The 21442-nt window shown below is 63.6% G+C and carries 17 protein-coding genes; all 17 read left to right on the top strand.

Annotated features, from left to right (window positions below):
* The first annotated feature begins 9 nt into the window (after positions 1 to 9).
* The 17 genes from ACYVRU_RS01365 (at position 10) to ACYVRU_RS01285 (ending at position 21442) form a co-directional block, all read left to right on the top strand.
* On the top strand, positions 10 to 987 hold the full coding sequence (locus ACYVRU_RS01365; protein ID WP_461185640.1) for a transketolase family protein: 978 nt from the start codon (positions 10 to 12) through the stop codon (positions 985 to 987).
* Positions 988 to 1156: 169 nt separating this feature from the next.
* Positions 1157 to 1921, top strand: coding sequence for a cell division ATP-binding protein FtsE (ftsE, locus tag ACYVRU_RS01360; RefSeq protein ID WP_231699616.1), 765 nt, complete (start codon positions 1157 to 1159; stop codon positions 1919 to 1921).
* Positions 1914 to 2828, top strand: a complete 915-nt coding sequence (gene ftsX / locus ACYVRU_RS01355) for a permease-like cell division protein FtsX (protein ID WP_022740139.1) — start codon at positions 1914 to 1916, stop codon at positions 2826 to 2828. Before ftsE ends, ftsX begins: the two co-directional genes overlap by 8 nt.
* Before the next feature lie 103 nt (positions 2829 to 2931).
* Entirely contained in the window at positions 2932 to 4245 is a 1314-nt protein-coding gene (locus ACYVRU_RS01350) for a S41 family peptidase (protein WP_114540014.1), read from the top strand.
* Positions 4246 to 4302: 57 nt separating this feature from the next.
* Positions 4303 to 6303: a ribonuclease R gene (gene rnr / locus ACYVRU_RS01345; RefSeq protein WP_114540015.1), complete on the top strand. Its 2001-nt coding sequence runs from the start codon at positions 4303 to 4305 to the stop codon at positions 6301 to 6303.
* A gap of 46 nt (positions 6304 to 6349) precedes the next feature.
* Positions 6350 to 7300, top strand: a complete 951-nt coding sequence (gene nrfD, locus ACYVRU_RS01340) for an NrfD/PsrC family molybdoenzyme membrane anchor subunit (protein WP_461185639.1) — start codon at positions 6350 to 6352, stop codon at positions 7298 to 7300.
* Between the two features lie 101 nt (positions 7301 to 7401).
* Positions 7402 to 7842, top strand: a complete 441-nt coding sequence (locus ACYVRU_RS01335; RefSeq protein ID WP_231699607.1) for a GntR family transcriptional regulator — start codon at positions 7402 to 7404, stop codon at positions 7840 to 7842.
* Positions 7843 to 7936: 94 nt separating this feature from the next.
* Positions 7937 to 8797, top strand: coding sequence for a slipin family protein (locus ACYVRU_RS01330; RefSeq protein WP_022740134.1), 861 nt, complete (start codon positions 7937 to 7939; stop codon positions 8795 to 8797).
* Between the two features lie 289 nt (positions 8798 to 9086).
* Positions 9087 to 11828, top strand: coding sequence for a molybdopterin-dependent oxidoreductase (locus tag ACYVRU_RS01325; RefSeq protein ID WP_173112674.1), 2742 nt, complete (start codon positions 9087 to 9089; stop codon positions 11826 to 11828).
* A gap of 13 nt (positions 11829 to 11841) precedes the next feature.
* Positions 11842 to 12450: a 4Fe-4S dicluster domain-containing protein gene (locus ACYVRU_RS01320; RefSeq protein ID WP_173112677.1), complete on the top strand. Its 609-nt coding sequence runs from the start codon at positions 11842 to 11844 to the stop codon at positions 12448 to 12450.
* Positions 12451 to 12686: 236 nt separating this feature from the next.
* On the top strand, positions 12687 to 12980 hold the full coding sequence (locus ACYVRU_RS01315; RefSeq protein WP_181869717.1) for a hypothetical protein: 294 nt from the start codon (positions 12687 to 12689) through the stop codon (positions 12978 to 12980).
* 168 nt (positions 12981 to 13148) lie between these two features.
* Positions 13149 to 14528: a sodium-dependent transporter gene (locus ACYVRU_RS01310; protein WP_461185638.1), complete on the top strand. Its 1380-nt coding sequence runs from the start codon at positions 13149 to 13151 to the stop codon at positions 14526 to 14528.
* A gap of 86 nt (positions 14529 to 14614) precedes the next feature.
* Complete coding sequence (ftsY, locus tag ACYVRU_RS01305) at positions 14615 to 16111, top strand: signal recognition particle-docking protein FtsY (protein ID WP_461185637.1); 1497 nt, start codon at positions 14615 to 14617, stop codon at positions 16109 to 16111.
* A 13-nt stretch (positions 16112 to 16124) separates the two neighbouring features.
* On the top strand, positions 16125 to 17540 hold the full coding sequence (ffh, locus tag ACYVRU_RS01300) for a signal recognition particle protein (protein WP_461185636.1): 1416 nt from the start codon (positions 16125 to 16127) through the stop codon (positions 17538 to 17540).
* Between the two features lie 178 nt (positions 17541 to 17718).
* Positions 17719 to 19389 carry an ABC transporter substrate-binding protein gene (locus ACYVRU_RS01295; protein WP_461185635.1) on the top strand — a complete coding sequence of 557 codons (1671 nt, stop codon included), beginning with the start codon at positions 17719 to 17721 and terminating at the stop codon, positions 19387 to 19389.
* 183 nt (positions 19390 to 19572) lie between these two features.
* On the top strand, positions 19573 to 20571 hold the full coding sequence (locus ACYVRU_RS01290) for an ABC transporter permease (protein ID WP_461185634.1): 999 nt from the start codon (positions 19573 to 19575) through the stop codon (positions 20569 to 20571).
* The gene (locus ACYVRU_RS01285; protein WP_461185633.1) at positions 20564 to 21442 is read left to right on the top strand and encodes an ABC transporter permease; all 879 of its coding nucleotides are present in this window, start codon (positions 20564 to 20566) and stop codon (positions 21440 to 21442) included. The genes ACYVRU_RS01290 and ACYVRU_RS01285 overlap by 8 nt, the downstream gene beginning before the upstream one ends.

The raw sequence follows: 21442 nt of genomic DNA, 5'->3' as shown, positions 1-21442 counted from the left end.
AGGCCCGCCATGGTGAAACTCGCAAACGCCGAGACCGCTGCCCAGAAGAAGGCCACGCGCGCCGCGTACGGCGCCACGCTGGCGGAGCTCGCCGCCGAGGGCGTGCCCGTCGTGGCGGTAGATGCCGACCTGACCGGCTCGACCACCACCAAGAAGCTCGCCGACGCGGGATACGCCGGGCGCCTGTTCAACTGCGGCATCGCCGAGCAGAACATGATCGACGTGGCAGCGGGCCTCTCGCTGGCCGGCAACATCGCGTTCACGGGCTCGTTTGCCGTGTTCGGCACCGGGCGCGCCTACGACCAGATCCGCAACACCGTGTGCTACTCGAACCTGAACGTGAAGATCGCCCCCACCCATGCGGGCATCTCCGTGGGCCCCGACGGCGGCTCGCACCAGATGCTCGAGGACGTCTCCCTCATGCGCGGTCTTCCCGGCATGCGGGTGCTCGTGCCTGCCGACTACGCTGCCGCCCGCGCCGCCCTGCGCCTCGCTGCCGCCACGCCCGGCCCCGTCTACGTGCGCATGGGCCGCGCCGCGGTGCCCTGCGTCTACGACGACGACGTGGAGCTTGAGATCGGGGGCGCCTACGTGCTGCGCGAGGGGACCGATGTGACCATCGTGGCCAACGGCGTGGAGATCCGCGAGGCGCTCGCGGCCGCCGACACGCTCGCTGCCGAAGGCATCTCCGCCGAGGTCATCGACGCGTTCTCGGTGAAGCCGCTCGATGGGGCGACCATCCTCGAATCGGTGGCGAAGACCCGTTGCGTCGTGACGGCTGAGGAGCATTCCGTCATCGGAGGCTTGGGCTCGGCGGTCTGCGAGCTTCTGGCCGGCGCCGACCCCGTGTGCGTGGAATGCGTGGCCGTGCGCGACCGTTTCGGCAAGTCCGGCGAGTTCGAGGAACTGCTCGGCTATTTCAACATTGACGCTACGGCCATTGTTGAAGCTGTGAAAAAGGTTCGTGAGCGCGTGGGCCTTTGCTAAAATACTTCAGTCTCAGTAACGAACAACCTGAACGGAGCAAGCTGTGACGAACGAACGGAACCAGGGAATTCCTGGTCATGCCGGCCGTCACGCCGGCGCGCCGGCCCAGGGCAACAACCCGCGCGCCCGCGCGGCGGCGCCCCAGCCCGGCCACGCCCAGAAGGCGTCGATGACCTCCCAGCTGTCCCAGGCTTTGCCTATGCTCGAAGTGGACGAGATGGCCGCCCCCATGGGCGCGCCGGTCATCACCTTCGATCATGTGACCAAGACCTACCCGGCCCAGCCGAAGAAGCCCGCCTTAAGCGATGTGACCCTGCAGATCTTCGCCGGCGAGTTCATCTTCCTCGTGGGCCACTCCGGATCCGGCAAATCCACCTTCATCCGCCTGCTCACCCGCGAGATCAAGCCCACCTCGGGCAAGATCTACGTGGCTGACGAGGATCTGACCACCATGCGCAATTGGCGCGTGCCCTACCTGCGGCGCAATATCGGCTGCGTGTTCCAGGACTTCAAGCTCCTGCCGAACAAGACGGTCTTCGAGAACGTCGCCTTCGCCCTGGAGGTTATCGGCAAGAGCCGGCACGTCATCAAGACGCAAGTGCCGGAGGTGCTGCGCCTCGTGGGCCTCTCCGACAAGCTGAACAGCTATCCCGATCAGCTTTCCGGCGGCCAGCAGCAGCGCGTCTCCATCGCGCGCGCCATCGTGAACCGGCCGCCTCTGCTCATCTGCGACGAGCCCACGGGAAATCTGGATCCGCAGACCTCCCGCGGCATTATGGATCTGCTCGAGCGCATCAATCGCACGGGCACCACGGTGCTCGTGGCCACTCACGACCGCGAGATGGTCGACAACATGCGCCGTCGCGTCATCGCGCTCGACCGCGGGCATCTCACTCGCGACCAGGACCGGGGGGTGTACGGCTTCGATGTCTAGTCTCTTCTACTTCTTCAAGGAGTCGCTCCAGGGCTTCGCGCGCAACCTCTCCACGACGCTCGGCTCCATTATCACCATCTTCCTCTCGCTGCTCATCATCGGCGTGTTCCTCGTGGGCGGCACCATTGTGGAGCGCCTCGTGTCCTCCATCGAGGACGAGGTCTCCATCACCGCCTACGTGGCCGACGATGCGCCGCAGGAGTCCATCGACGCCGTCACCGCAATGATCCAGGGCATGGACGGCGTGGAAAGCGTCGGCTTCACCACCAAGGAGCAGGCGCTGGAGAACTTCAGCAACTCCATGACCACCAACCCCGAGATCATCGAGCAGCTGGACGGAACGAACCCGCTGCCCGCCTCCATCGACGTGAGCCTCGCCGACCCGCAGAAGGTCGACGAGATCGCCGCCGCCATCGAGGCCGACGAGACGTTCCGCTCCATCTGCGACGAGCCCGACAACCCGGCCGATTCGCTGAAGTACGGCCAGAAGACGGTGGATCGCCTGTTCTCGGTGACCAAGTACGTGCGCTATTTGGGCGTGGCCCTGGTGCTGCTGCTCGTGTTCATCGCGCTCGTGTTCATCAACAACACTATCCGCCTGGCCATCATGGCCCGGCGCAAGGAGATCGCTATCATGCGCCTGGTGGGCGCCTCCAACGGGTTCATCCGCGGGCCCTTCCTCATGGAGGGCGCCCTGCACGCCCTTATCGGCTCGCTTCTGGCCGTGGGCGTCCTGCAGGTGCTGCGCATGTACGGCATCCCCAAGCTGCAAAGCGCCCTGTCCTTCCTCTCGCTGGACGTCTCGGGCAACACCTACATCATGATCTACATCGTGCTGGTGGTAGCCGGTCTCGTAATCGGCCTTCTCGGCTCCGCTTTCGCCATGAGGCGGTACCTGAAGGTGTAGAATCTTCCTTAAAGGTTTGGAACGTCGGCGCGACCCCCGCGGCACTGATGAGCCGAGGGGGTCGCGCTTTTCAGATTGACGGAGTCACGTGCAAGGAGCGGCCATGGCCAAAGAACGCAACGGGCGGCATCTCACCCCCAACCCCCGGGCCCGCAGCGAGCGGCGGGTCGATCAGGCGACGAGCCACGGTCTGCTCCGCGTGTTCCTCGCGGTCATCCTCGTCGCCGTCTCCTTCGTCGGGGGCTTCGCCCTGCGCAGCCAGACCGAGCTGGTGGCGAGTTGGGGCATCCCGGTTTCCGATGGCGAGCGGGAGGCGCTTGCGGCTGCGGCGGCCAACAACACCTTCGAGTCCGTCTCGGCCCGGGTGGGCGATGTGGAGGACATCCTCTCCACGTACTCCATGGACGAGATCGACCTTACGGCGGCCACCTATTCCATGCTCGACGACTTGATGAAGTCCACGGGCGACCCCTACGCCACCTACTACAACCCCGATCTGTACAACACCTACATCAAGGAGACCACCGAGCGCAGCTACGCCGGCATCGGCGTGGTGTTCGCCGACTACAACGGGCGCGCCTACGTGTCGGATGTCTTCGAGGGCTCCGAGGCCGAGGCCAAAGGCGTGCAGCAGGGCGACTTCCTCACCTCCATCGACAGCGAGGACGTATCGGCCTGGTCGATGACCGAGGTGGTGAACGCGCTGGCCAAAGACGAGGGCGCGACGGTGTCGGTGACCTGGATGCGCCCGGCGAGCCTGGACGCCCAGACCGGCGAGCAGTTCACCACGACGCTCACTTGCAAGGTCTACGAGGAGGCGAACCTCACCACCGCGCTTTCCGACGGCGTGGGCGTCGTGAAGGTGCGCCAGATCTCGAGCAACGCCGCGGAGCTGGTGGACCAGGCGACGAAATCGCTCATCGAGCAGGGGGCCGGGGCCATCGTGCTCGATCTGCGGGACAACGCCGGCGGATACCTCACCCAGGCCGTCGATATCGCGAGCCTGTTCGTGAACTCCGGCGTCCTCGTGCAGATTCAGGGCAACGATGGGCCGGCCACCACCAAATCGGCCGCGGGCGACGCGCCGTACAAGGACGTGCCGCTTGTCGTGGTGGTGAACCGCTACACGGCCGCCGCCGCCGAGGTGCTCGCCGCGTCGCTGCAGGACAACGAGCGGGCCGACGTGGTGGGGGAGACGAGCATGGGCAAGGGCTCGGTGCAGGTGGTGCGCGAGCTGGACTTCGGCGGGGCTGTGCGCTACACCGCTGCCTACTACCTCACGCCCCAGGGCGAGCCCATCGACAACGTGGGTATCGTGCCCCAGGTGGGGGTGGTAAACGGCGAGGGGGAGGATGGAGCGGACTCCCAGCTGGCCACCGGCATCGACATCGCCCGCTCGCTCATTCCGGCGGCCTAGGATCGGCCGCGCAACGTGCACGGGCGCCTTCGCGTCTCGTAAGGGAAGGGAGATAGGGTGAGCCGCAACAGGAAGCACACGCGCCGCCGCCCCAAGGCGAATCCCCGGGGCGTTCTCACCGTGAGCGCCGGCGGCTTCGGTTTCGTGCAGACGGCCGAGGGGGAGTACTTCATCCCCGCCTCGGGCCTCGCCGGCGCCTTCGACGGCGATCTGGTGGAAATCGCGCCTCTGCGGGCCGGGGCATCGAAGGGGCGGCGAGTCGCGGATGACGACGGGGATATGACAGGTCGTCCCGCCGCCCGGGTGCTCTCGGTCGTCGACCGGGCCCACGACACGCTGGTGGGGCGCTACGAGGTGGCCGAGCCCTTCGGGGTGGTGGTCCCCGCCGATCCGCGCATTCCCTACGACGTGTTCACCATGCGCGCCGAGTCGCCCGAGGTGCCCGACGGGGCGCTCGTGCGCGTGCGCATCGCCCAGTTCCCGACGCGCCGCAGCGCCGCAACGGGCTTTGTGGAAGAGGTGCTCGCCGATACCTCCGACGCGCCGGGGGCCGGCATCGACCTCATCGTCGGCCGCCACAAGCTGGAGACGGTGTTCTCGGAGGGGGCTCTGGCTGACGCGGCCGCGGCGACCTTGGATGCGGAGGGGGCCCTGGCCGCCGGCTACCGCGACTTGCGCGACCGCTTCACCTTCACCATCGATCCGGCCGACGCCAAAGATTTCGACGATGCGCTGTCCTTGGATTATCTGGAAGGGGAGGGGCTGTGGCGGCTCGGCGTGCACATCGCCGACGTGAGCCACTACGTGCCCTGGGGCTCCTCGGTCGATTTGGACGCGCGTCGGCGCGCCACGAGCGTGTATCTGGCCGACCGCGTCATCCCCATGCTGCCCCCGGCTCTTTCCGACGAGCTGTGCTCGCTCGCGCCCGGCGCCGAGCGGCGTTCCATGACGGCCGACCTGTTCCTGAACGATGAGGGAGAGCTCGTGCGCTTCTCGCTGTACCCGGCCCTCATCCGCTCGGACGCGCGCCTTTCCTACGGCGAGGCCGACGACATCCTCGTCGACTACAAGGCCGCCATCGCCGCCGGGGGCGATATTGCCTGGCGGCTCGTGGAATGCTCGCGGCTCGCCCGCGCCCGGGAGGCGGCCCGCGCCCGGGCCGGCGGCATCGACTTCGCCACGACCGAGGCCAAGGTGATCCTCGATGCGGAGGGACGGCCGACCGACATCGCGCTGCGCCGCAAGACCGACGCCACGCGCCTGGTGGAGGAGGCCATGATCCTGGCCAACGAGACCGTGGCCGGCTACCTGGAGCGGCGCGGCTTTCCCTGCCTGTACCGCGTCCACGAACCTCCGGCCTCCGATGCCTTGGGCTCGCTCATTCCCGTGTTCCAGGAGTTCGATTGGTTCGAAAAGCCCATGGAGGCGCGGCTGGTGGCGGGGGATCCGAAGGTCATCCAGGAGATTTTGACGGCAAGCGCGCCCCGCAGCGAGGGGGAGCTTGTCAGCTCGCTTCTGCTGCGGGCCATGAAAAGGGCCGACTACCGGCCCGAGAACCAGGGCCATTACGGGCTTGCCAGCGAGGCGTACTGTCATTTCACGAGCCCCATCCGCCGCTACCCCGATTTGGTGGTGCACCGTATGCTGCGCGCCGCGCTCACGCGCCGTCCGGAGAAATTCGACCAGGAGGTGGCGGCACTTCCCTGGATCGCCGAGCACTCCTCGGCCATGGAACGGGTGGCCGAGGCGGCGGCCCGCGAGTCCCAGGAGCTGAAGATGGTCGAGTACCTGGCCGCATTCGTGGGCCAGTCCTTCTCGGCCGTGATCTCCGGCGTGGCGGCCTGGGGGCTCTACGTGCGCCTCGATTGCACGGCCGAGGGCGTCCTTCCCGTGCGGGCCTTGGGCGACGAGTACTTCGTCTTCGACCCGGTGCGCTACACGCTTGTGGGCGACGAGTCGGGGAAGGTCTACCGGCTGGGCCAGCGCGTCGCCGTCACGCTGAAGAGCGCTGACGCGACCACCGCCTCCCTGGAGTTCGTGCTGGCCGGAAGACGCTGAGGGATGGGGTTGTTGAGGGAGCTGCGAGGGGGAAGGGAAATCGAGTATGGTAAGCATTTACATCGCGCTGTATCTGTTTCTCGCTGGCACGGGGGCCGGCGCGTTTCTTATCGGTGCCGTCGTCGATATGGTTCTGCGCTTTCGTCCTCGTGCAGCGGGAGGATGGTTTGCGCGTGTGAGCGCTGTTACCGATGCCGGTTTGATCCTCGGTCCGGTGCTTGTGGCGGTGAGCGCGCTTTTTCTTTTTCTCGACTTGGGTGTGCCCGATCGGGTGTTTCACCTCTTTCTTGCTTCGACCTCCAGTCTTCTTTCCATGGGTGCGTGGGCTATTCTGGTATTTTGCGTGATGGCGACGCTCGCATTGGTCCTGGGGTCACTTGCTGACGGCGAAGGGGATGGCTATGAATACGAGCTTGCTCCAGGGAAGGTTGTTCTGCGTGTGTGCGAGTTTGCCTGCAGTTTGGTGGCCATGGGAATGGCATTGTTCGTGGTGGTGTATTCTGGCATCTTTCTCGCCATGTATCCTTCGCTCCCCTTTCTTCACACAGGATGGGTTCCCGTGCTTTTCGTGGCTTCAGCGTTGGCGTGCGGGCTCGCGGCGCTCATAGTGACGGCGTTTTTCCGCTTGGCTTCGCCTGGCATGCAGCTGGCTACCAATGCGCTGCTGCCGCTCGATATGGTCTTCGTCATCGTCGAAGCGCTTGTTTTAGCGGGTTTTCTTGCCAGCTGCTTTGCCTCGGATGGGCCAGCGGGCACCTCGGCCCAGTCGCTAATGAGCGGGAGCATAGCACTGCTGTTTTGGGCTGGGGTAGTGATGATGGGGCTTGTTGCGCCTTTCTCCGTTGATGCTGTCTGTCGCCGTCTGCCCGCGCCGGTGGCTGTGGTGCTAGGGAGTACTTGTGCGTTGGTGGGAGGTTTGTGCCTTCGAATGGCGCTGCTCATGGCTACCGAAAGATTTAATCTTGTCTTCATGAGCGCGCTGGGCTTCTGGAGCTAACGGGTGGCTTTCTCCTTCGGCGCCATAGAGGCCGAGAGGGTGCTTTGCTGTCGTCGTCCTCTGTGATACTATGACGCTATCACTTAGAGAAGGACGATACCATGAGCATGGCGGAGACAGCATCGAATATATCAGCACAGGCGGAAGCCGATCCTATTAGCGACTTTCGCATTAACGAGAAGAGCGTCGTCCCTATCTGGATTCAAATTCGCAAGCGGTTGGTGTACTTGATATCGTCAGGCAAGTTCGAGCGAGGTGAGAGACTGCCATCGGTTCGAGAGCTATCAGTGCAGCTGGGAGTCAATTACAATACTGTGAACAAGGTGTACCAGGATCTTGAGCGCGATGGCTACATCTACACCCAACGTGGCCGCGGAACATACGTCTCCGACCTCAAGAACGCTCATCTTTCGGTTGTTGATGGCGACGTGGAAGCGCTCGCCGTTGATTTTGTCCAGCAGGCGCTCACGGCAGGGATGTCGGCGGAGGATATCCATGATCTTGTGTCCGAGCAGCTCATTCTGCTCGGTGGAGTAGCCTAGCACCAGTTCAAGGGGGAGAAGGGTGAGAAGTAAGGCGAAGCAGGCGCGAGAGGCCGAGCAGGTTCCTGCGCGCGTTAAGGCATTGACGGGGTCTATGGCGGCGCCGACGGCGAAAAAGACGTCGCGTAACAGCGTTTACCTGTTCGCTATAGCGCTCTTCTTGACTTCCGGCGGTCTGTTCGCGTTCCTTGTGTGGAACGCATCGCTGCCCGTGGCCCTTTTGGGCGGCGTAGCAGTGGGCCTGGTGGCCTCGAGTACCGTTCGCATCGCTCCGCAGTGGGAGCGTGTCGTGGTTCTGCGCCTAGGGAAGTTCAATCGCATCGATGGACCAGGATTATATGTGGTTGTTCCTATTGTCGAATCAGTGGCTGCGCGAGTTGACCAGCGCATTATCACCACACCGTTTTCGGCCGAGGAGGCTGTGACGGCCGACCTTGTGCCGCTGGGCATCGATGCGGTGCTGTTCTGGATGGTTTGGGATCCCAAAGACGCCTGCGTGGAGGTGGAAGATTATTCATCAGCGGTATGGTGGGCTGCTCAAACCGCCCTGCGCGATGCGGTGGGTCGCATCAATCTCGCCGAGGTGGCGACGCGCCGCGAGCAATTGGACAACGAAGTGAAAGAGATTCTCGAGGAGAAAACGCGTGCGTGGGGCATCACGGTTGTTTCGGTGGAGATTCGCGATATCGCTGTTCCGTCAGAATTGCAGGATGCTTTATCTAAAGAGGCCCAGGCTGAGCGAGAGCGTAACTCGCGTTTGCTTCTCGCCGAGGTGGAAAAGGACATCTCTGAGATGTTTGTAGAGGCGGCAGCTGTTTACGAGCGCAATGACAAGGCGCTTCAGTTGCGTACGATGAACCTTATTTACGAGTCGGTGAAAGAAAAGGGCGGCCTTGTTATCGCCCCAAGTGCCTTCGGCGAGGCTTTCAACAACATCGATGGTTTCTTGAAATAACTCACGGTTATTCAGTTCCGATCTAATTTCGTCGGTGTCAGAGTTACGGACTGGATGCGTCCTGTGCGATGTTTGATTTACGGCGTGTGCAAACACCGCAGTTTCCCGCATTCAACTGCGAGAAGGCGCATCGTCTCGAAAAGAAATGCATTATTTCCTAAATAGGATAGTCTAAGTTATTGATTGTCATAGTTGAGTAGTGTACCCTGACAATAGGCATTTGAGGGTGCCAGGGGAATGTCCTCTGCAGAGGGCAGGGGAATCCCTTATATTTTGAGGGAGGTACACCATGAGCGAGAACGGCTTGAACGTCAGTCGCCGAGGGTTCGTGGCAGGAGCCGGCGCTGCGGCTCTCACTGCGGGACTGGCGGGATGTGCGTCGGGCACGGCAGAGAAGGAGGGGACTGATCTGGCGAGCACTTCGCCGGAGAAGACGGCTTACGATCCGAACGCGGGCGAATGGATTCCCACCACTTGCAACATGTGCTTCAACAACTGCTCGATCAAGGCGCATGTTATCGATGGCGTGATCGTGGAGTTGACGGGCAATCCGGATAGCCCTATCGGCTATGGCCACATTTGTGGAAAAGGTGCCGCAGGCATCATGCAGCAGTACGATCCGAACCGTATCACCAAACCCATGAAGCGCACGAATCCCGAAAAGGGGATCGACATCGATCCGGGCTGGGTCGAGATCAGCTGGGACGAAGCGTACGATCTTGTCGATGAGGCGTTCTCGAAGGCAGTTGCGGAATATCCCGGAGCTCTTGGGAGCATGTCCATGGTCGCTAGCCAAACGGGCAGCTTGGTCAAGGGCATGGCGCTCGGTGCGCTCTACGGCGCCTATGAGCCGGCTAATGCCATTGCCGATTTGTGCGGCACCGGCGTTCACCAGGTAAGCTACATCTATACGGGGGCGGGCAACGCGAAGCCCGATTACGAGTATTGCAACTACCTCATTCAGTTCGGCACCAATGCTGGCGTTGCCACGCGTCACGGCTTCAATATGACGGCCGAGCTTTTCTCCAAGCGTCGCGCGGAGGGGATGCGTCTCGTCAACTTCGATCCTCATATGTCGGCGGGCGCCGAAGCCGCTGACCTTTGGGTGCCGATACGTCCCAGCACCGACGCCGCTGCTGCGCTGGCAATGGCGAACGTTCTTGTGAACGAGCTGGGGATCTTCGATGCCGAGTATCTAACGAACCGCACGAACGGCCCGGCTCTCGTCAGCGATGAGACGCAGCGCATCTTGCGTCATCCCGAGTCGAACAAGGCGCTCTACATGGATGCGTCCGACAACACTGCCAAGCCCTACGACGAGTGCGTGCAGCCAGTGCTGGAAGGCACGTTTGAGGTTGATGGCGCTGCTTGCACAACGGCGTTTACCCTTTACAAGGCCCATATTTCGCGCTATACACCTGAATATCAAGAAGAGATCACTACGGTTCCCGCCGCTACTATTCGTCAGATCGCCAAAGAGTTTGGCGAGGCTGCCCATATCGGCGAGACCATCGAGGTCGGCGGGGTGACGATGCCTTACCGCCCTGTTTGCGTCGATCTGTTCTCCGGTCTGACGCGGCACAAACATGCTTACCATGCCTGCTGGTCTGTCATCATGCTGAATGTTATCGTGGGTGCCGCGAACTCGGTGGGAGGCCTTATCGGATTCGATCCCGCCTGCAACGGCATTACCGATGACCCTGAGAACGTTGTTCAGTTCCGTCCCTCAATTTGGGAGGAAGACGGCTTCATGAACGACGTTTCGCTGCTCATGGCCTATCCCGGCTCGTACTACGAGCGCGTGCGCAAGCCGATTGAGGAGTACAAGCCGACCGATATGAGTATGCTCGCCCTCCAGCCGCTCGGAGAGGACGCGCATTTCTTCAACCTGGCCCAGTGCGATCCCGATTTGTACGGCACTCAGCCTATCAAGGCCGCGCTTGTTTACGGCTGCAATCCCATCAAATGGTGGGGCAACCATGACGAGCAGATCGAAATGCTGAAGAATCTCGATTTCATCGTGGGCGTCGACCTGTTCCTCAACGAATCCTCCTACTTGTATGATGTGTTCCTTCCTGAGGCGAACTATCTCGAGCGAATCGATCCTTTGCCTCACATGTTCTTCAACCACCGGGTGATCTGCGGCTTGGATGTGCCGTGGGCATATCCGATCATGCAGCCGGTTGTCGAGCCGAAGGACGGCGTGAAGTCCATTTTCGAGATAATGGGCGATCTTGCCGACCGCAGGGGCATGACCGCGAATTACGTTGGGCTTATGAACATGGTGTACCGGGTTAAGGATGAATACTCTGTTCCCATGGATCAGCCTTTCGACCTCGAGGCGTTCGCGAATTCCGTTGCCAAGAGCCTCGTCGACGAGGAGCATGACTTCGAGTGGTTTAAAGAGCATGGCGTCTACACGCATCCGCGCGACGTTGATGAGGTGTACATTTGGGCTAACAATGCGCCCGGTAAAGTTCCGTTGTACTGGGATTTCATGTTTGAAGCGAAGGAGAAGGTTGAAAAGACCGTTGAGGAGCTCGGTATCTATTGGGAAACTGATGACTATCAGCCGTTCCCGGATTGGAAGCCTTGCACGGAATGGGAGGTGACCGATCCCGATTTCACCTTGTTCCCCATTTACTACACCGATTCCATCAATGTCGACTCGTGGGGCCTCGGCAATCCCTATATCAACGAGGTTAACGAGTCCAACCCTTACGCTTACGCTGTGGAAATGAACGCTGCCGTGGCTTCGGAAAAGGGGCTTGCCGATGGCGATAAGATTCGTCTCGTCAGCCAGCACGATTCCTCCGTTGAGGGCATCCTCATGACTTCGGAGAAGATCCATCCCGAATGCATGGCCGTCATCTGCGGATCATGGGGCTCCCATTCGGAGTTTATTCCGAGCAGCAAGGGCAAGGGAACGCCTATCGCCCACCTCGCGCCAGGCCATGATCCCAAGCGTTTTGACTACATTTGCTCGGCGCTCGATCAGACGGTTCGCGTCAAAGTTGAGAAGATTTCCTAGGGAGGGATAAGCTATGACGTATGGAATGCTCATCGATCTTAAGAAGTGCATTGGCTGCCATGCCTGCGCCGTTGCGTGCAAAGAGGCCCATGGGACACCGCCCAAGGTAACGCGCGCCCATGTGGAGATCGAGTACGTCGGCAACTATCCCGACGTTCGCATGACGGCCTATCCCATGCTGTGCATGCATTGCGAGAACGCTCCGTGTGTTGAGGTGTGCCCAACCGGGGCCTCGTTCAAGCGCGAGGACGGCATTGTCGCGATCAACAAGGACGAGTGCATCGGCTGCAAGTCGTGCATGAGCGCTTGCCCCTACGGAGCTCGTTATTACCGCGAGGACGAGAACGGGTATTTTGGTGAAACGCTCAACGAGTACGAGGAGGTTATGTATCCCACGATGCCCAAGGGCACCGTTGACAAGTGCACGTTCTGCGCTGATCGCATCGATGCGGGTGACGGGCGCGTTCAGGCTTGTGTTGCCGCTTGTCCCGCTGGCGCTCGCGTATTCGGAGAACTTGACGATCTTCGCTCCCAGGCCGAGGCAGCCGAGGGCTTCCAGCTATTGTCCGAGGAGGGCACGAACCCGTCGGTGTGGTATCTGCCGAAGAAGGTGAATGCATAAGCAAGAGGGAGCACGTCTTAACTGACCTCTCCCAGATGGCGTCCGTTCTTTGCGGACGCCATCTTTTTTTTCAGCGATCTGCAAATAAGGGGGGGAGAATAGGGCGTCTGGCGCAGATGACCGCAGCTTAACAGGTCGTCAAGGGGTCATCGTCGGATGGGATCATCGCGAGGCGGCGACGGCTGCGGCACGGTATGGTGGATGCACGCGCAAGACCCGATGAAGGGAGATTCACCATGAGTTTCATCGATAAGATGAAGGAAGCCGGCGAGGACATCAAGGAGGCGTTCCAGGATGGCGCCCACGATTTGGCCGATAAGGCGGGCGACCTGAAGGACGCCGCTGCCGAGAAGGCCGCCGACTTGAAGGATGCTGCCGCCGAGAAGGCCGGCGATCTGAAGGACGCCGCCGCCGACGCCGCCGAAAAGGCCAAGGATGCGGCCGATACCGCCAAGGAGAAGGCTGCCGATGCCGCCGATGCCGCCAAGGACAAGGCTGACGACGCCAAGAAGGCCGCCGAGGACAAGTAACGCGCCGGACGCTCCGGGCCACAGTGTTCGGGGCGCTTGGATGGAAAAGGGAAAGCCCGCTGCTTGGAAATCCCCGAGCAGCGGGCTTCTCTGTTCTGTTAGCATGATCTCTCGTGAAAAATCAGCGGTCGTGCTCGTCGGGGCGCGGCTCGTTTAAAGGAGACGTTATTGGAACGTGAGCGATTCGGCAGCCGTCTGGGGTTCATCCTCATCTCCGCTGGCTGCGCCATAGGCCTCGGCAACGTCTGGCGCTTCCCCTACATCACCGGCGAGTACGGAGGCGCGGCCTTCCTCGTCATGTACCTGGTCTTTCTGGTGGTCTTGGGCCTGCCCATCATGGTCATGGAGTTCGCTGTGGGCCGCGGTTCCCAGCGCTCCATCGCCCGCGCCTTCAACGTGCTGGAGCCGGCGGGCACTCACTGGCACAAGTACAAGTGGGTGGGCATCGCCGGGTGCTATCTGCTCATGATGTTCTACACCACGGTGGCCGGGTGGATGCTTGCCTACGTGCCGAAGTTCGCCTCCGGGCAGTTCGTGGGGGCCGACTCGCAGGCCACCTCGGCCGTCTTCGACGCGATGCTGGCCTCGCCGGTGGAATGCGTCTTCTGGATGGTAGTGGTGTGCGTCGTCTCCATCCTCATCTGCTCGCTGGGGGTGCAAAAGGGCGTGGAGCGCATCACCAAGGCCATGATGCTCGCCCTGCTCGCCATTTTGGGGGTGCTCGTGGTGCGCGCGCTCACCCTTCCGGGGGCGGCCGACGGCGTGGCCTTCTACCTGCTGCCGGACTTCTCGAAGATCTTCGGTAGCCCGGATATGTTCTTCGAGGCGGCCTACGCGGCCATGGGTCAGGCCTTCTTCACCCTGTCCATCGGCATGGGCTCCATGACCATTTTCGGCAGCTACATCGACAAGCACCGCTCGCTCATGGGCGAGGCGGCCACGATCGGCGTGCTCGACACCGGCGTCGCCCTGGCCACGGGGCTCATCATCTTCCCGGCCTGCTTCGCCTTCGGCGTGGCGCCGGACTCGGGCCCCGGTCTTGTGTTCATCACGCTGCCGAGCGTGTTCGAGCAGATGTGGGGCGGACAGGTGTGGGGCACGCTGTTCTTCGTGTTCATGTCCTTCGCGGCGCTCTCCACGGTCATCGCCGTGTTCGAGGGTATCCTGCGGTTCTCGATGGACCAATGGGGATGGTCGCGCAAGCGGGCCGTCACGGTGAACCTCATTGCCATTCCTCTCTTGTCGCTGCCCTGTGCGCTCGGGTTCAACGTGCTTTCGGATGTGGTCATGCCGGGAGTGGGCGACATCCAGACGGTGGAGGACTTCCTTGTGTCCAGCAACATCATGCCCTTGGGCTCGCTCGTTTTTGTGCTGTTCTGCGTGTCCCGGCGCGGCTGGGGCTGGAAGAGGTTCCTTGCCGAGGCCAACGAGGGCGAAGGACTCAAGTTCCCTCGGTGGTTGCGCCCGTGGATGCGCTTCGGCGTGCCGGTGCTCGTGGTCATCATCCTCGTCATGGGCTGGGTTCCCATCGTCAGCTCGTGGTTGTGATTTGTCGCCTGGCCGCCGTGCGTCTCGCCCGGCCCTCGATGGGGTAAACTTGAGGAAATGTCATTTTGATTTCGAAGGAGTGCCCGATGGGCTTTTTCGATCGCATCAGCGAGGGGCTTTCCCGCTCGCGCGACAAGTTCAAGGAGTCGATGAACGTCCTTTTGGACCGTGGACCCGATTTGGACGAGGAGTTCTGGGAGGGCTTGGAAGAAACCCTCATCCTGTCGGATGTGGGCGGGGCGGCGGCCAGCGACATCGTGGAGAACCTGCGCGACCAAGCCACCCGTAAGGCGCTGCCCGACGCCTATGCGGTGCTCGACCTCTTGAACGACGAGATCGCCGGTGCCTTCACCGAGCCCGGGGCCGACATCTTCGGTGGCGATGAGGCCGTGGTGCTGTTCGTGGGCATCAACGGCACGGGCAAGACCACCACCGTGGGCAAGCTCGCCAAGGCGGAAACCGATGCGGGTCGCGCGGTCATCCTGGGCTCGGCCGACACCTTCCGCGCCGCCGCCATCGAGCAGCTTGAGGTGTGGGCGCGCCGCGCCGGGGTGGAGATGGTTACCCGAGAGCGCGGAGCCGATCCGGCGAGCGTGTGCTACGACACGCTGGAGCGCGCCGAAGCGACCGGTGCCGAGCTCGTGCTCATCGACACGGCCGGGCGCCTGCACACCTCCGCCGACCTCATGCGCGAGTTGGAGAAAGTAGTGAACGTGGTGCGCAAGCGCTCGAAGCTGCCGGTGTACACGGTGCTCGTCATCGACGCCACCACGGGTCAGAACGGCCTGCAGCAGGCCCGCGAGTTCAACCGCGCGCTGGATTTGGACGCCCTTATCGTCACGAAGCTCGATGGCACGGCCAAAGGCGGCATCGCGCTGGCCGTGAGCCACGAGCTGGGGCTGCCCATCGTGAAGATCGGCGTGGGCGAGGGCATCGACGACTTGCGCGACTTCGACGCCCGCGAGTTCGCCTCGGCGCTCGTCGGCACTTTCGACGAGCGCTTCGATGCGGACGAGGACGGCCTGCGCGGCGAGAACGCCAAGGAGGCGGCCGTCACGGCCGGCGAGCGCCGTCGGGACGTGCTGGAGGGCGCGCCGGCGTGCGCGGCCGAGGCCGAGAAGGCGGTCGAGGGGTCTGCCGGGGAGACGGTCGAGGACGCGACCGTGGAGGCCCTCGCGGAGATTGAGGATGGCGAAGCGCCCGTGGTGGACGCGCAGGGCGATGCGGAAGAGGCCTTCGCCGATGCCGCGGAGGAGGCGGCAGCCGAGCCCGACAATGCCGATCTGCTGGAAGCCGCTTTGGGCCGGCGCACCCACGACACCCTCGTCCTGGAAACCGAGGAGGATACCTCCGCCGGTCTTGAGGCCGCCGAGCTGACGGAGCTCGACCGCAACGCCGAAGCCGTTGCGGAGGCGGCCGAGGAAGGAGTCTTCGACGATGCCCCCTTCACCGACGACGAGCTGGCCGAGCTCGCTATGGCCGCCGTCGATGAAAACGCCGAGGACGAGCCCGAGGGCGAGCCTGAGGGCGAGCCGGCCCCCGAACCCGAAAAGAAAAGCTTCTGGAAGCGCCTGTTTGAATAGATAAGGAACCCCCATGCTCGAGAACCTCTCCGAACGCCTTCAGGGCATCTTTTCCGGCCTGCGCAGCAAGGGCCGTCTGACTGAGGACGACATCAACGCCGCCATGCGCGAGATCCGCCTGGCGCTCTTGGAGGCCGACGTCAACTTCAAAGTGGTGAAGAGCTTCGTTGCCCGCACCAAGGAGCGCTGCCTTTCCGCCGAGGTGCTGGACTCGCTCACCCCGGCTCAGAACGTCGTGAAGATCGTGCTCGACGAGCTGACCGAGCTGCTCGGCCGCACCGATTCCCGGCTCGTGCTCTCAAGCCGCATCCCCAACGTCATCATGCTCGTGGGCCTGCAGGGCTCCGGCAAGACCACGGCGGCGGCCAAGCTCGCCTACCGGCTGAAGCAGGAGAATCACTCGCCGTTGCTCATCGCCGGCGACGTGTACCGTCCCGCGGCGGCCGACCAGCTGCAGACCTTGGGCGACGAGATCGGCGTGCGGGTCTATCGCGGCGACGGGCGCGACCCGGTAGCCATCGCGCGCGAGGGCATCCAGGACGCCATCGACAACCTGCGCGACGTGGTCATCATCGACACGGCGGGTCGTCTGCACGTGGACGCCGACATGATGGAGGAGGCCCAGGCCATCAAGGACGCCACCCACCCCGACCAGATCCTCATGGTGGTGGACGCCATGACCGGCCAGGACGTCGTCAACGTCGTGGAGGCCTTCGCCGAGTCGGTCGACTTCGACGGCGTCATCATGTCGAAGATGGACGGCGACGCCCGCGGCGGCGGCGCCCTTTCCATCCGCGAGGTCACGGGCAAGCCCATCAAGTTCATCTCCTCGGGCGAGAAGCCCGATTCCCTGGAGGTCTTCCACCCCGACCGCATGGCCAAGCGCATCCTCGGCATGGGCGACGTCGTCTCGCTCATCGAGAACGCCGTGCGCGTGCAGCAGGCCGAAGAGGAGGAGCTGGAGGCCGAGCGCATGATGCGCGGCCAGCTCACTTTGGACGACTTCCTCATGATGAACAAGCAGGTGCGCAAGATGGGCGGCGTCTCCAAGCTCATCAGCGCGCTGCCCGGTGGCGACAAGGCCTTGGGCTCGGGCCAGGTTGATGAGGGGGCGCTCGACGCCATGGAGGTTATCATCAACTCCATGACCAAGGCCGAACGCGCCAAGCCGGAGCTTCTGAACGGCAGCCGCCGCGCCCGCATTGCCAAGGGCGCCGGCGTCACCGTCACCGACGTGAACCAGATGATGAAGAAGTTCAACGAGACGAAGAAGATGGTGAAGCAGGCCACGGCCGGCATGGAGCAGCAGGCCTCGCGCAAGGGCAAGAAGGGGAAGAAGGGCAAGCGCCGTCGCGGCCTGGGCATTCCCGGCATGGGCGGCATGTCCATGAGCGACCTCAAGAAGATCCAGGACATGATGGGGCAATAGTTCGTTCCGCTGTTGCTGACGGCCTCTCGCTGACTTCCTTGGGCGCACCTGGGGGTCTTTGTCTATTTACCTTTCGCATCGGCCATTCGTCTTACGAATTGAAATTTCGTAACACTAGCGTCTTACCTATGGTATTGTTACGCGTTGAAGAGACGTAACACCAACAGGAGGAGAAGCTATGACCCTGACGAGAAGGAACTTCGTGCGTGCAGCGGGACTTGCCGGAGCGGCGGGGAGCGTCGCGCTTTTAGCGGGGTGTGCGCAGGGAGCGGCAGACTCGGGCGCGAACGAACCTGCGGATGCCGGCGCGGCGGGTGCCGGTGTCGGTCCCGACGGCGTAAGCCAGGTGGTAATCACCATGACGCCCTCCTCGGAGCCGGCGGCCGGCTTCGATCCGCTCGTGGGCTGGGGGGCCGGCGAGCACGTGCACGAGCCGCTCATCCAATCGACGCTCATCGTCACCGACAACAATCTGGAGTTCGTGAACGATCTCGCCACCGATTACAGCTGCTCCGAGGACGGCCTCACCTGGACGTTCCATATCCGTGATGACGTGATGTTCACCGACGGCGTGCCGCTCACGGCCGAGGACGTGGCCTTCACCATCAACGGTATCGTGAATGGGGAAGCGGCTGAGGCCGACCTGTCCATGGTTGAGGCGGCCCGCGCCACCGATGCCATAACCTGCGAGATCGCCATGAAGCGTCCCAATAACGCGCTTCTGTACACACTTGCCGTAGTGGGCATCGTACCGGCCCATGCCTATGGCCCCGATTACGGCACTCACCCCATCGGCAGCGGCCGCTATATGCTGGAGCAATGGGATCGCGGCCAGCAGGTGATCCTGCGCGCCAACCCCGACTATTACGGCAACAAGCCGCTCATGGACCGTGTTGTGGTGCTGTTCATGGAAGAGGACGCGTCGTTGGCCGCCGCCCAGTCGGGCACGGCGGACGTGGCCTACACCTCGGCGGCGCTGGCCGGGGCGGTTCCCGCGGGTTACACGCTGCTCAACTGCGCGTCGGTGGATTCCCGCGGCATCTCGCTGCCCTGCAACCCCTCGGGCGCCGATGTGACCGTGGAAGGCGACATGGTCTATGCCGGCGGCAACGACGTCACGAGCGATATCGCCGTGCGGCGTGCGCTCAATTACGGTATCGATCGCAACCAGATGATCGAGCATGTGCTGGCCGGCTTCGGCCGGGAGGCCTATTCGGTGGGCGACGGCATGCCCTGGTCAAGTGAGGCCATGCGCGTGGAAACCGACGTCGCGGCGGCCGAGCTCCTGCTAGATGAAGCCGGCTGGGCACGAGGCGGCGACGGGATGCGCGCTCGGGACGGGCTGCCCTGCGCTTTCGACCTGTACTACGCTGCCGGCGATTCCACGCGCCAGGCTTTGGCCTACGACTTCGCCGACCAGGCGGCGGCCCTCGGCATCGCTGTCGAGCCGAAGGGGGCCAGCTGGGACGACATCTACCTGCGGCAGTACGCCGACCCGGTGCTGTGGGGCTGGGGCTCCAACTCGCCGGTGGAGCTGTTCGAGCTCACTTACTCCACCGGTTGGGGCAACTACGCCCAGTACATGAACGACACGGTGGACGCGAACTTGGAAGCGGCCCAGGCGGCGCGCACCGTAGAGGAGTCCTATCCCTTCTACCAGGCCGCCCAGTGGGATGCGGCCACGGGAACCGGCGTGGCGCCGGAGGGGGCGGCCACCTGGGTGTGGCTCGCCAACGTGGACCACTTGTATTTCGAGCGCGAGGGCTTGAAGGTGGCCGAGCAGAAGCCGCATCCCCACGGGCACGGGTGGTCTTTGGTGAACAACATCGACCAGTGGTCTTGGAGCTAAGAATGTTGAGCATCGCCGGACGCGAGCTTCGAGCAGTGCTCAGTCGCTCAGACAGTCCTCGCTGGTATCGAAGGCTGCGCGAGCGCCTCGTCCCCTGGTCGCTGCGCCTTCGATACCATCTGCGGAACTCGCTTGGTGAGCACCGCCCAAAGCTCGCTGCTGCGAGATTGACGGGGCTGCGCCATGGCTAGGTACATCGCGTCGCAATTCGGGCGGTTCCTGCTGTTGATGGCGGCGGTGGCGGTGGTGACGTTCACGCTGGTCAGCCTCTCGCCGGTGGATCCTCTGCAAGCGAACGTGGGGCAGGCGGCGCTGCTTTCCATGAGCGAGGAGAAGCGGGCGGCGCTGGCGGCCTACTGGGGTGCCGACACGCCCATGCTCGAGCGTTTTCTCGCTTGGGCCGGCGACCTTCTGCACGGCGATTTGGGGATGTCGCTGCGCTACAACGCGCCGGTGGCCGAGGTCATCGCCTCGCGGGCGGCCAACTCGCTCGCCCTCATGGGGGTGGCGTGGGTCGCCTCCGGCGTGCTCGGTTTCGTCCTGGGCGTGGCGGCGGCCCTGCGCGAGGGGCGGCTGCTCGATCGCTTCGTGCGCGGCTACTGCTTCGTTCTGGCCGCCTCGCCGACGTTTTGGGTGGGGCTGCTTTTGCTCATAGTGTTCTCCGTGTGGCTCGGGTGGTTCCCCCTCGGCTTCTCGGTGCCCGTGGGAGTGGCGGCCGCCGATGTCACCTTCGCCGATGCGCTGCATCACATGGCGCTGCCGGCCATCACGCTATCGGTGGTGGGGGTGGCCAACGTGGCGCTGCACACCCGGGCCAAGGCCATCGATGTGCTGAACAGCGACTACGTCCGCTTCGCCCGGGCCCGCGGCCTCACGCGGCGCGAGGCGCTCATCCGCCACGGCCTGCGCAATCTGGCGCTCCCGGCCATCACGCTCCAGTTCTCCCAGATCGCCGAGATCTTCGGCGGCTCGGTGCTCGTGGAAGAGGTGTTCAGCTATCCCGGCCTCGGCCAGGCCGCCGTCACGGCCGGCCTCGGGGGAGACGTGGCCCTGCTCGCCGGCATCGCACTTGTGTCGGCGGCGCTCGTGTTCGCGGGGAACTTGGCCGCGAACCTCATCTACGGCCTGGTGGATCCCCGTATGCGCCCGGTGCGTCGGCAGAAGGAGGTCGCTGATGACTGATGCGGTTTCCGTCAACCCCGAAGCTCCCGTGCTCTCGGCGCCGCGGCGCCGCCGGCTGCCCAACCGCCGCTGCGCCTTCGCGCTCGCCTTGGGCGGGGCGCTGCTGCTGGCTGCCGTTGTGGTGGCCGGCCTTGTTGCGGGGCCGGCCGCCCAGGCGACCGATTTCGCCGCCAAGAGCCTGCCCCCGTCGCTCATCCACCCGTTCGGCACCGACTGGATGGGCCGCGACATGCTCCTGCGCACGTTGGCCGGCCTTTCCACCAGCGTGCTCGTGGGCCTCATGGCGGCTGTGGCCTCCTCGCTCATCGCGCTCGCGCTGGCGGCCGCGGCGGCGCTGGGCCCCCGCTGGGCCGACCATGCGGTCAGCTGGCTCATCGACCTCATGATGGGCATTCCCCATATCGTGCTGCTCATCCTCATCTCCTACGCTTTGGGCAAGGGGTTCTGGGGCGTCACCATCGGCGTGGCCCTCACGCACTGGCCGAGCCTCGCCCGCATCCTGCGCGCGGAAATACTCCAGTGCGCATCCTCCGATTTCGTCGCGGCCGCCGCCCGTCTCGGTGCGGGCCGGCTCGCCATCTCCGCACGGCACATGGTGCCCTATGTGCTGCCGCAGTTCGTCGTGGGGCTCGTGCTGCTGTTTCCCCACGCCATCCTTCACGAGGCGGCCATCACCTTCCTCGGCTTCGGGCTGCCGCCGGAGATGCCGGCCATCGGCATCATCCTCTCCGAGGCCATGGGCTACCTGTCGGCGGGGCTGTGGTGGCTCGCGGTGTTCCCGGGGCTGGCGCTTGTCGTCTGCGTCATGTTGTTCGATGTGGTGGGAACGAGCCTGCGCAAGCTCGTCGATCCGGCCTACGCCCAGGAATAG

Source organism: Adlercreutzia sp. CNCM I-6216 (genome assembly GCF_977113345.1).
This window is presented reverse-complemented; position numbering and strand designations above follow the sequence as displayed.

Excerpts from the sequence above, each read along its gene's own strand:
- ACYVRU_RS01365 (WP_461185640.1), top strand. The coding sequence starts at position 10 with ATGGTGAAACTCGCAAACGCCGAGACCGCTGCCCAGAAGAAGGCCACG.
- ftsE (WP_231699616.1), top strand. The coding sequence starts at position 1,157 with ATGACCTCCCAGCTGTCCCAGGCTTTGCCTATGCTCGAAGTGGACGAG.
- ftsX (WP_022740139.1), top strand. The coding sequence starts at position 1,914 with ATGTCTAGTCTCTTCTACTTCTTCAAGGAGTCGCTCCAGGGCTTCGCG.
- ACYVRU_RS01350 (WP_114540014.1), top strand. The coding sequence starts at position 2,932 with ATGGCCAAAGAACGCAACGGGCGGCATCTCACCCCCAACCCCCGGGCC.
- nrfD (WP_461185639.1), top strand. The coding sequence starts at position 6,350 with ATGGTAAGCATTTACATCGCGCTGTATCTGTTTCTCGCTGGCACGGGG.
- ACYVRU_RS01335 (WP_231699607.1), top strand. The coding sequence starts at position 7,402 with ATGAGCATGGCGGAGACAGCATCGAATATATCAGCACAGGCGGAAGCC.
- ACYVRU_RS01330 (WP_022740134.1), top strand. The coding sequence starts at position 7,937 with ATGGCGGCGCCGACGGCGAAAAAGACGTCGCGTAACAGCGTTTACCTG.
- ACYVRU_RS01325 (WP_173112674.1), top strand. The coding sequence starts at position 9,087 with ATGAGCGAGAACGGCTTGAACGTCAGTCGCCGAGGGTTCGTGGCAGGA.
- ACYVRU_RS01320 (WP_173112677.1), top strand. The coding sequence starts at position 11,842 with ATGACGTATGGAATGCTCATCGATCTTAAGAAGTGCATTGGCTGCCAT.
- ACYVRU_RS01315 (WP_181869717.1), top strand. The coding sequence starts at position 12,687 with ATGAGTTTCATCGATAAGATGAAGGAAGCCGGCGAGGACATCAAGGAG.
- ftsY (WP_461185637.1), top strand. The coding sequence starts at position 14,615 with ATGGGCTTTTTCGATCGCATCAGCGAGGGGCTTTCCCGCTCGCGCGAC.
- ffh (WP_461185636.1), top strand. The coding sequence starts at position 16,125 with ATGCTCGAGAACCTCTCCGAACGCCTTCAGGGCATCTTTTCCGGCCTG.
- ACYVRU_RS01295 (WP_461185635.1), top strand. The coding sequence starts at position 17,719 with ATGACCCTGACGAGAAGGAACTTCGTGCGTGCAGCGGGACTTGCCGGA.
- ACYVRU_RS01290 (WP_461185634.1), top strand. The coding sequence starts at position 19,573 with ATGGCTAGGTACATCGCGTCGCAATTCGGGCGGTTCCTGCTGTTGATG.
- ACYVRU_RS01285 (WP_461185633.1), top strand. The coding sequence starts at position 20,564 with ATGACTGATGCGGTTTCCGTCAACCCCGAAGCTCCCGTGCTCTCGGCG.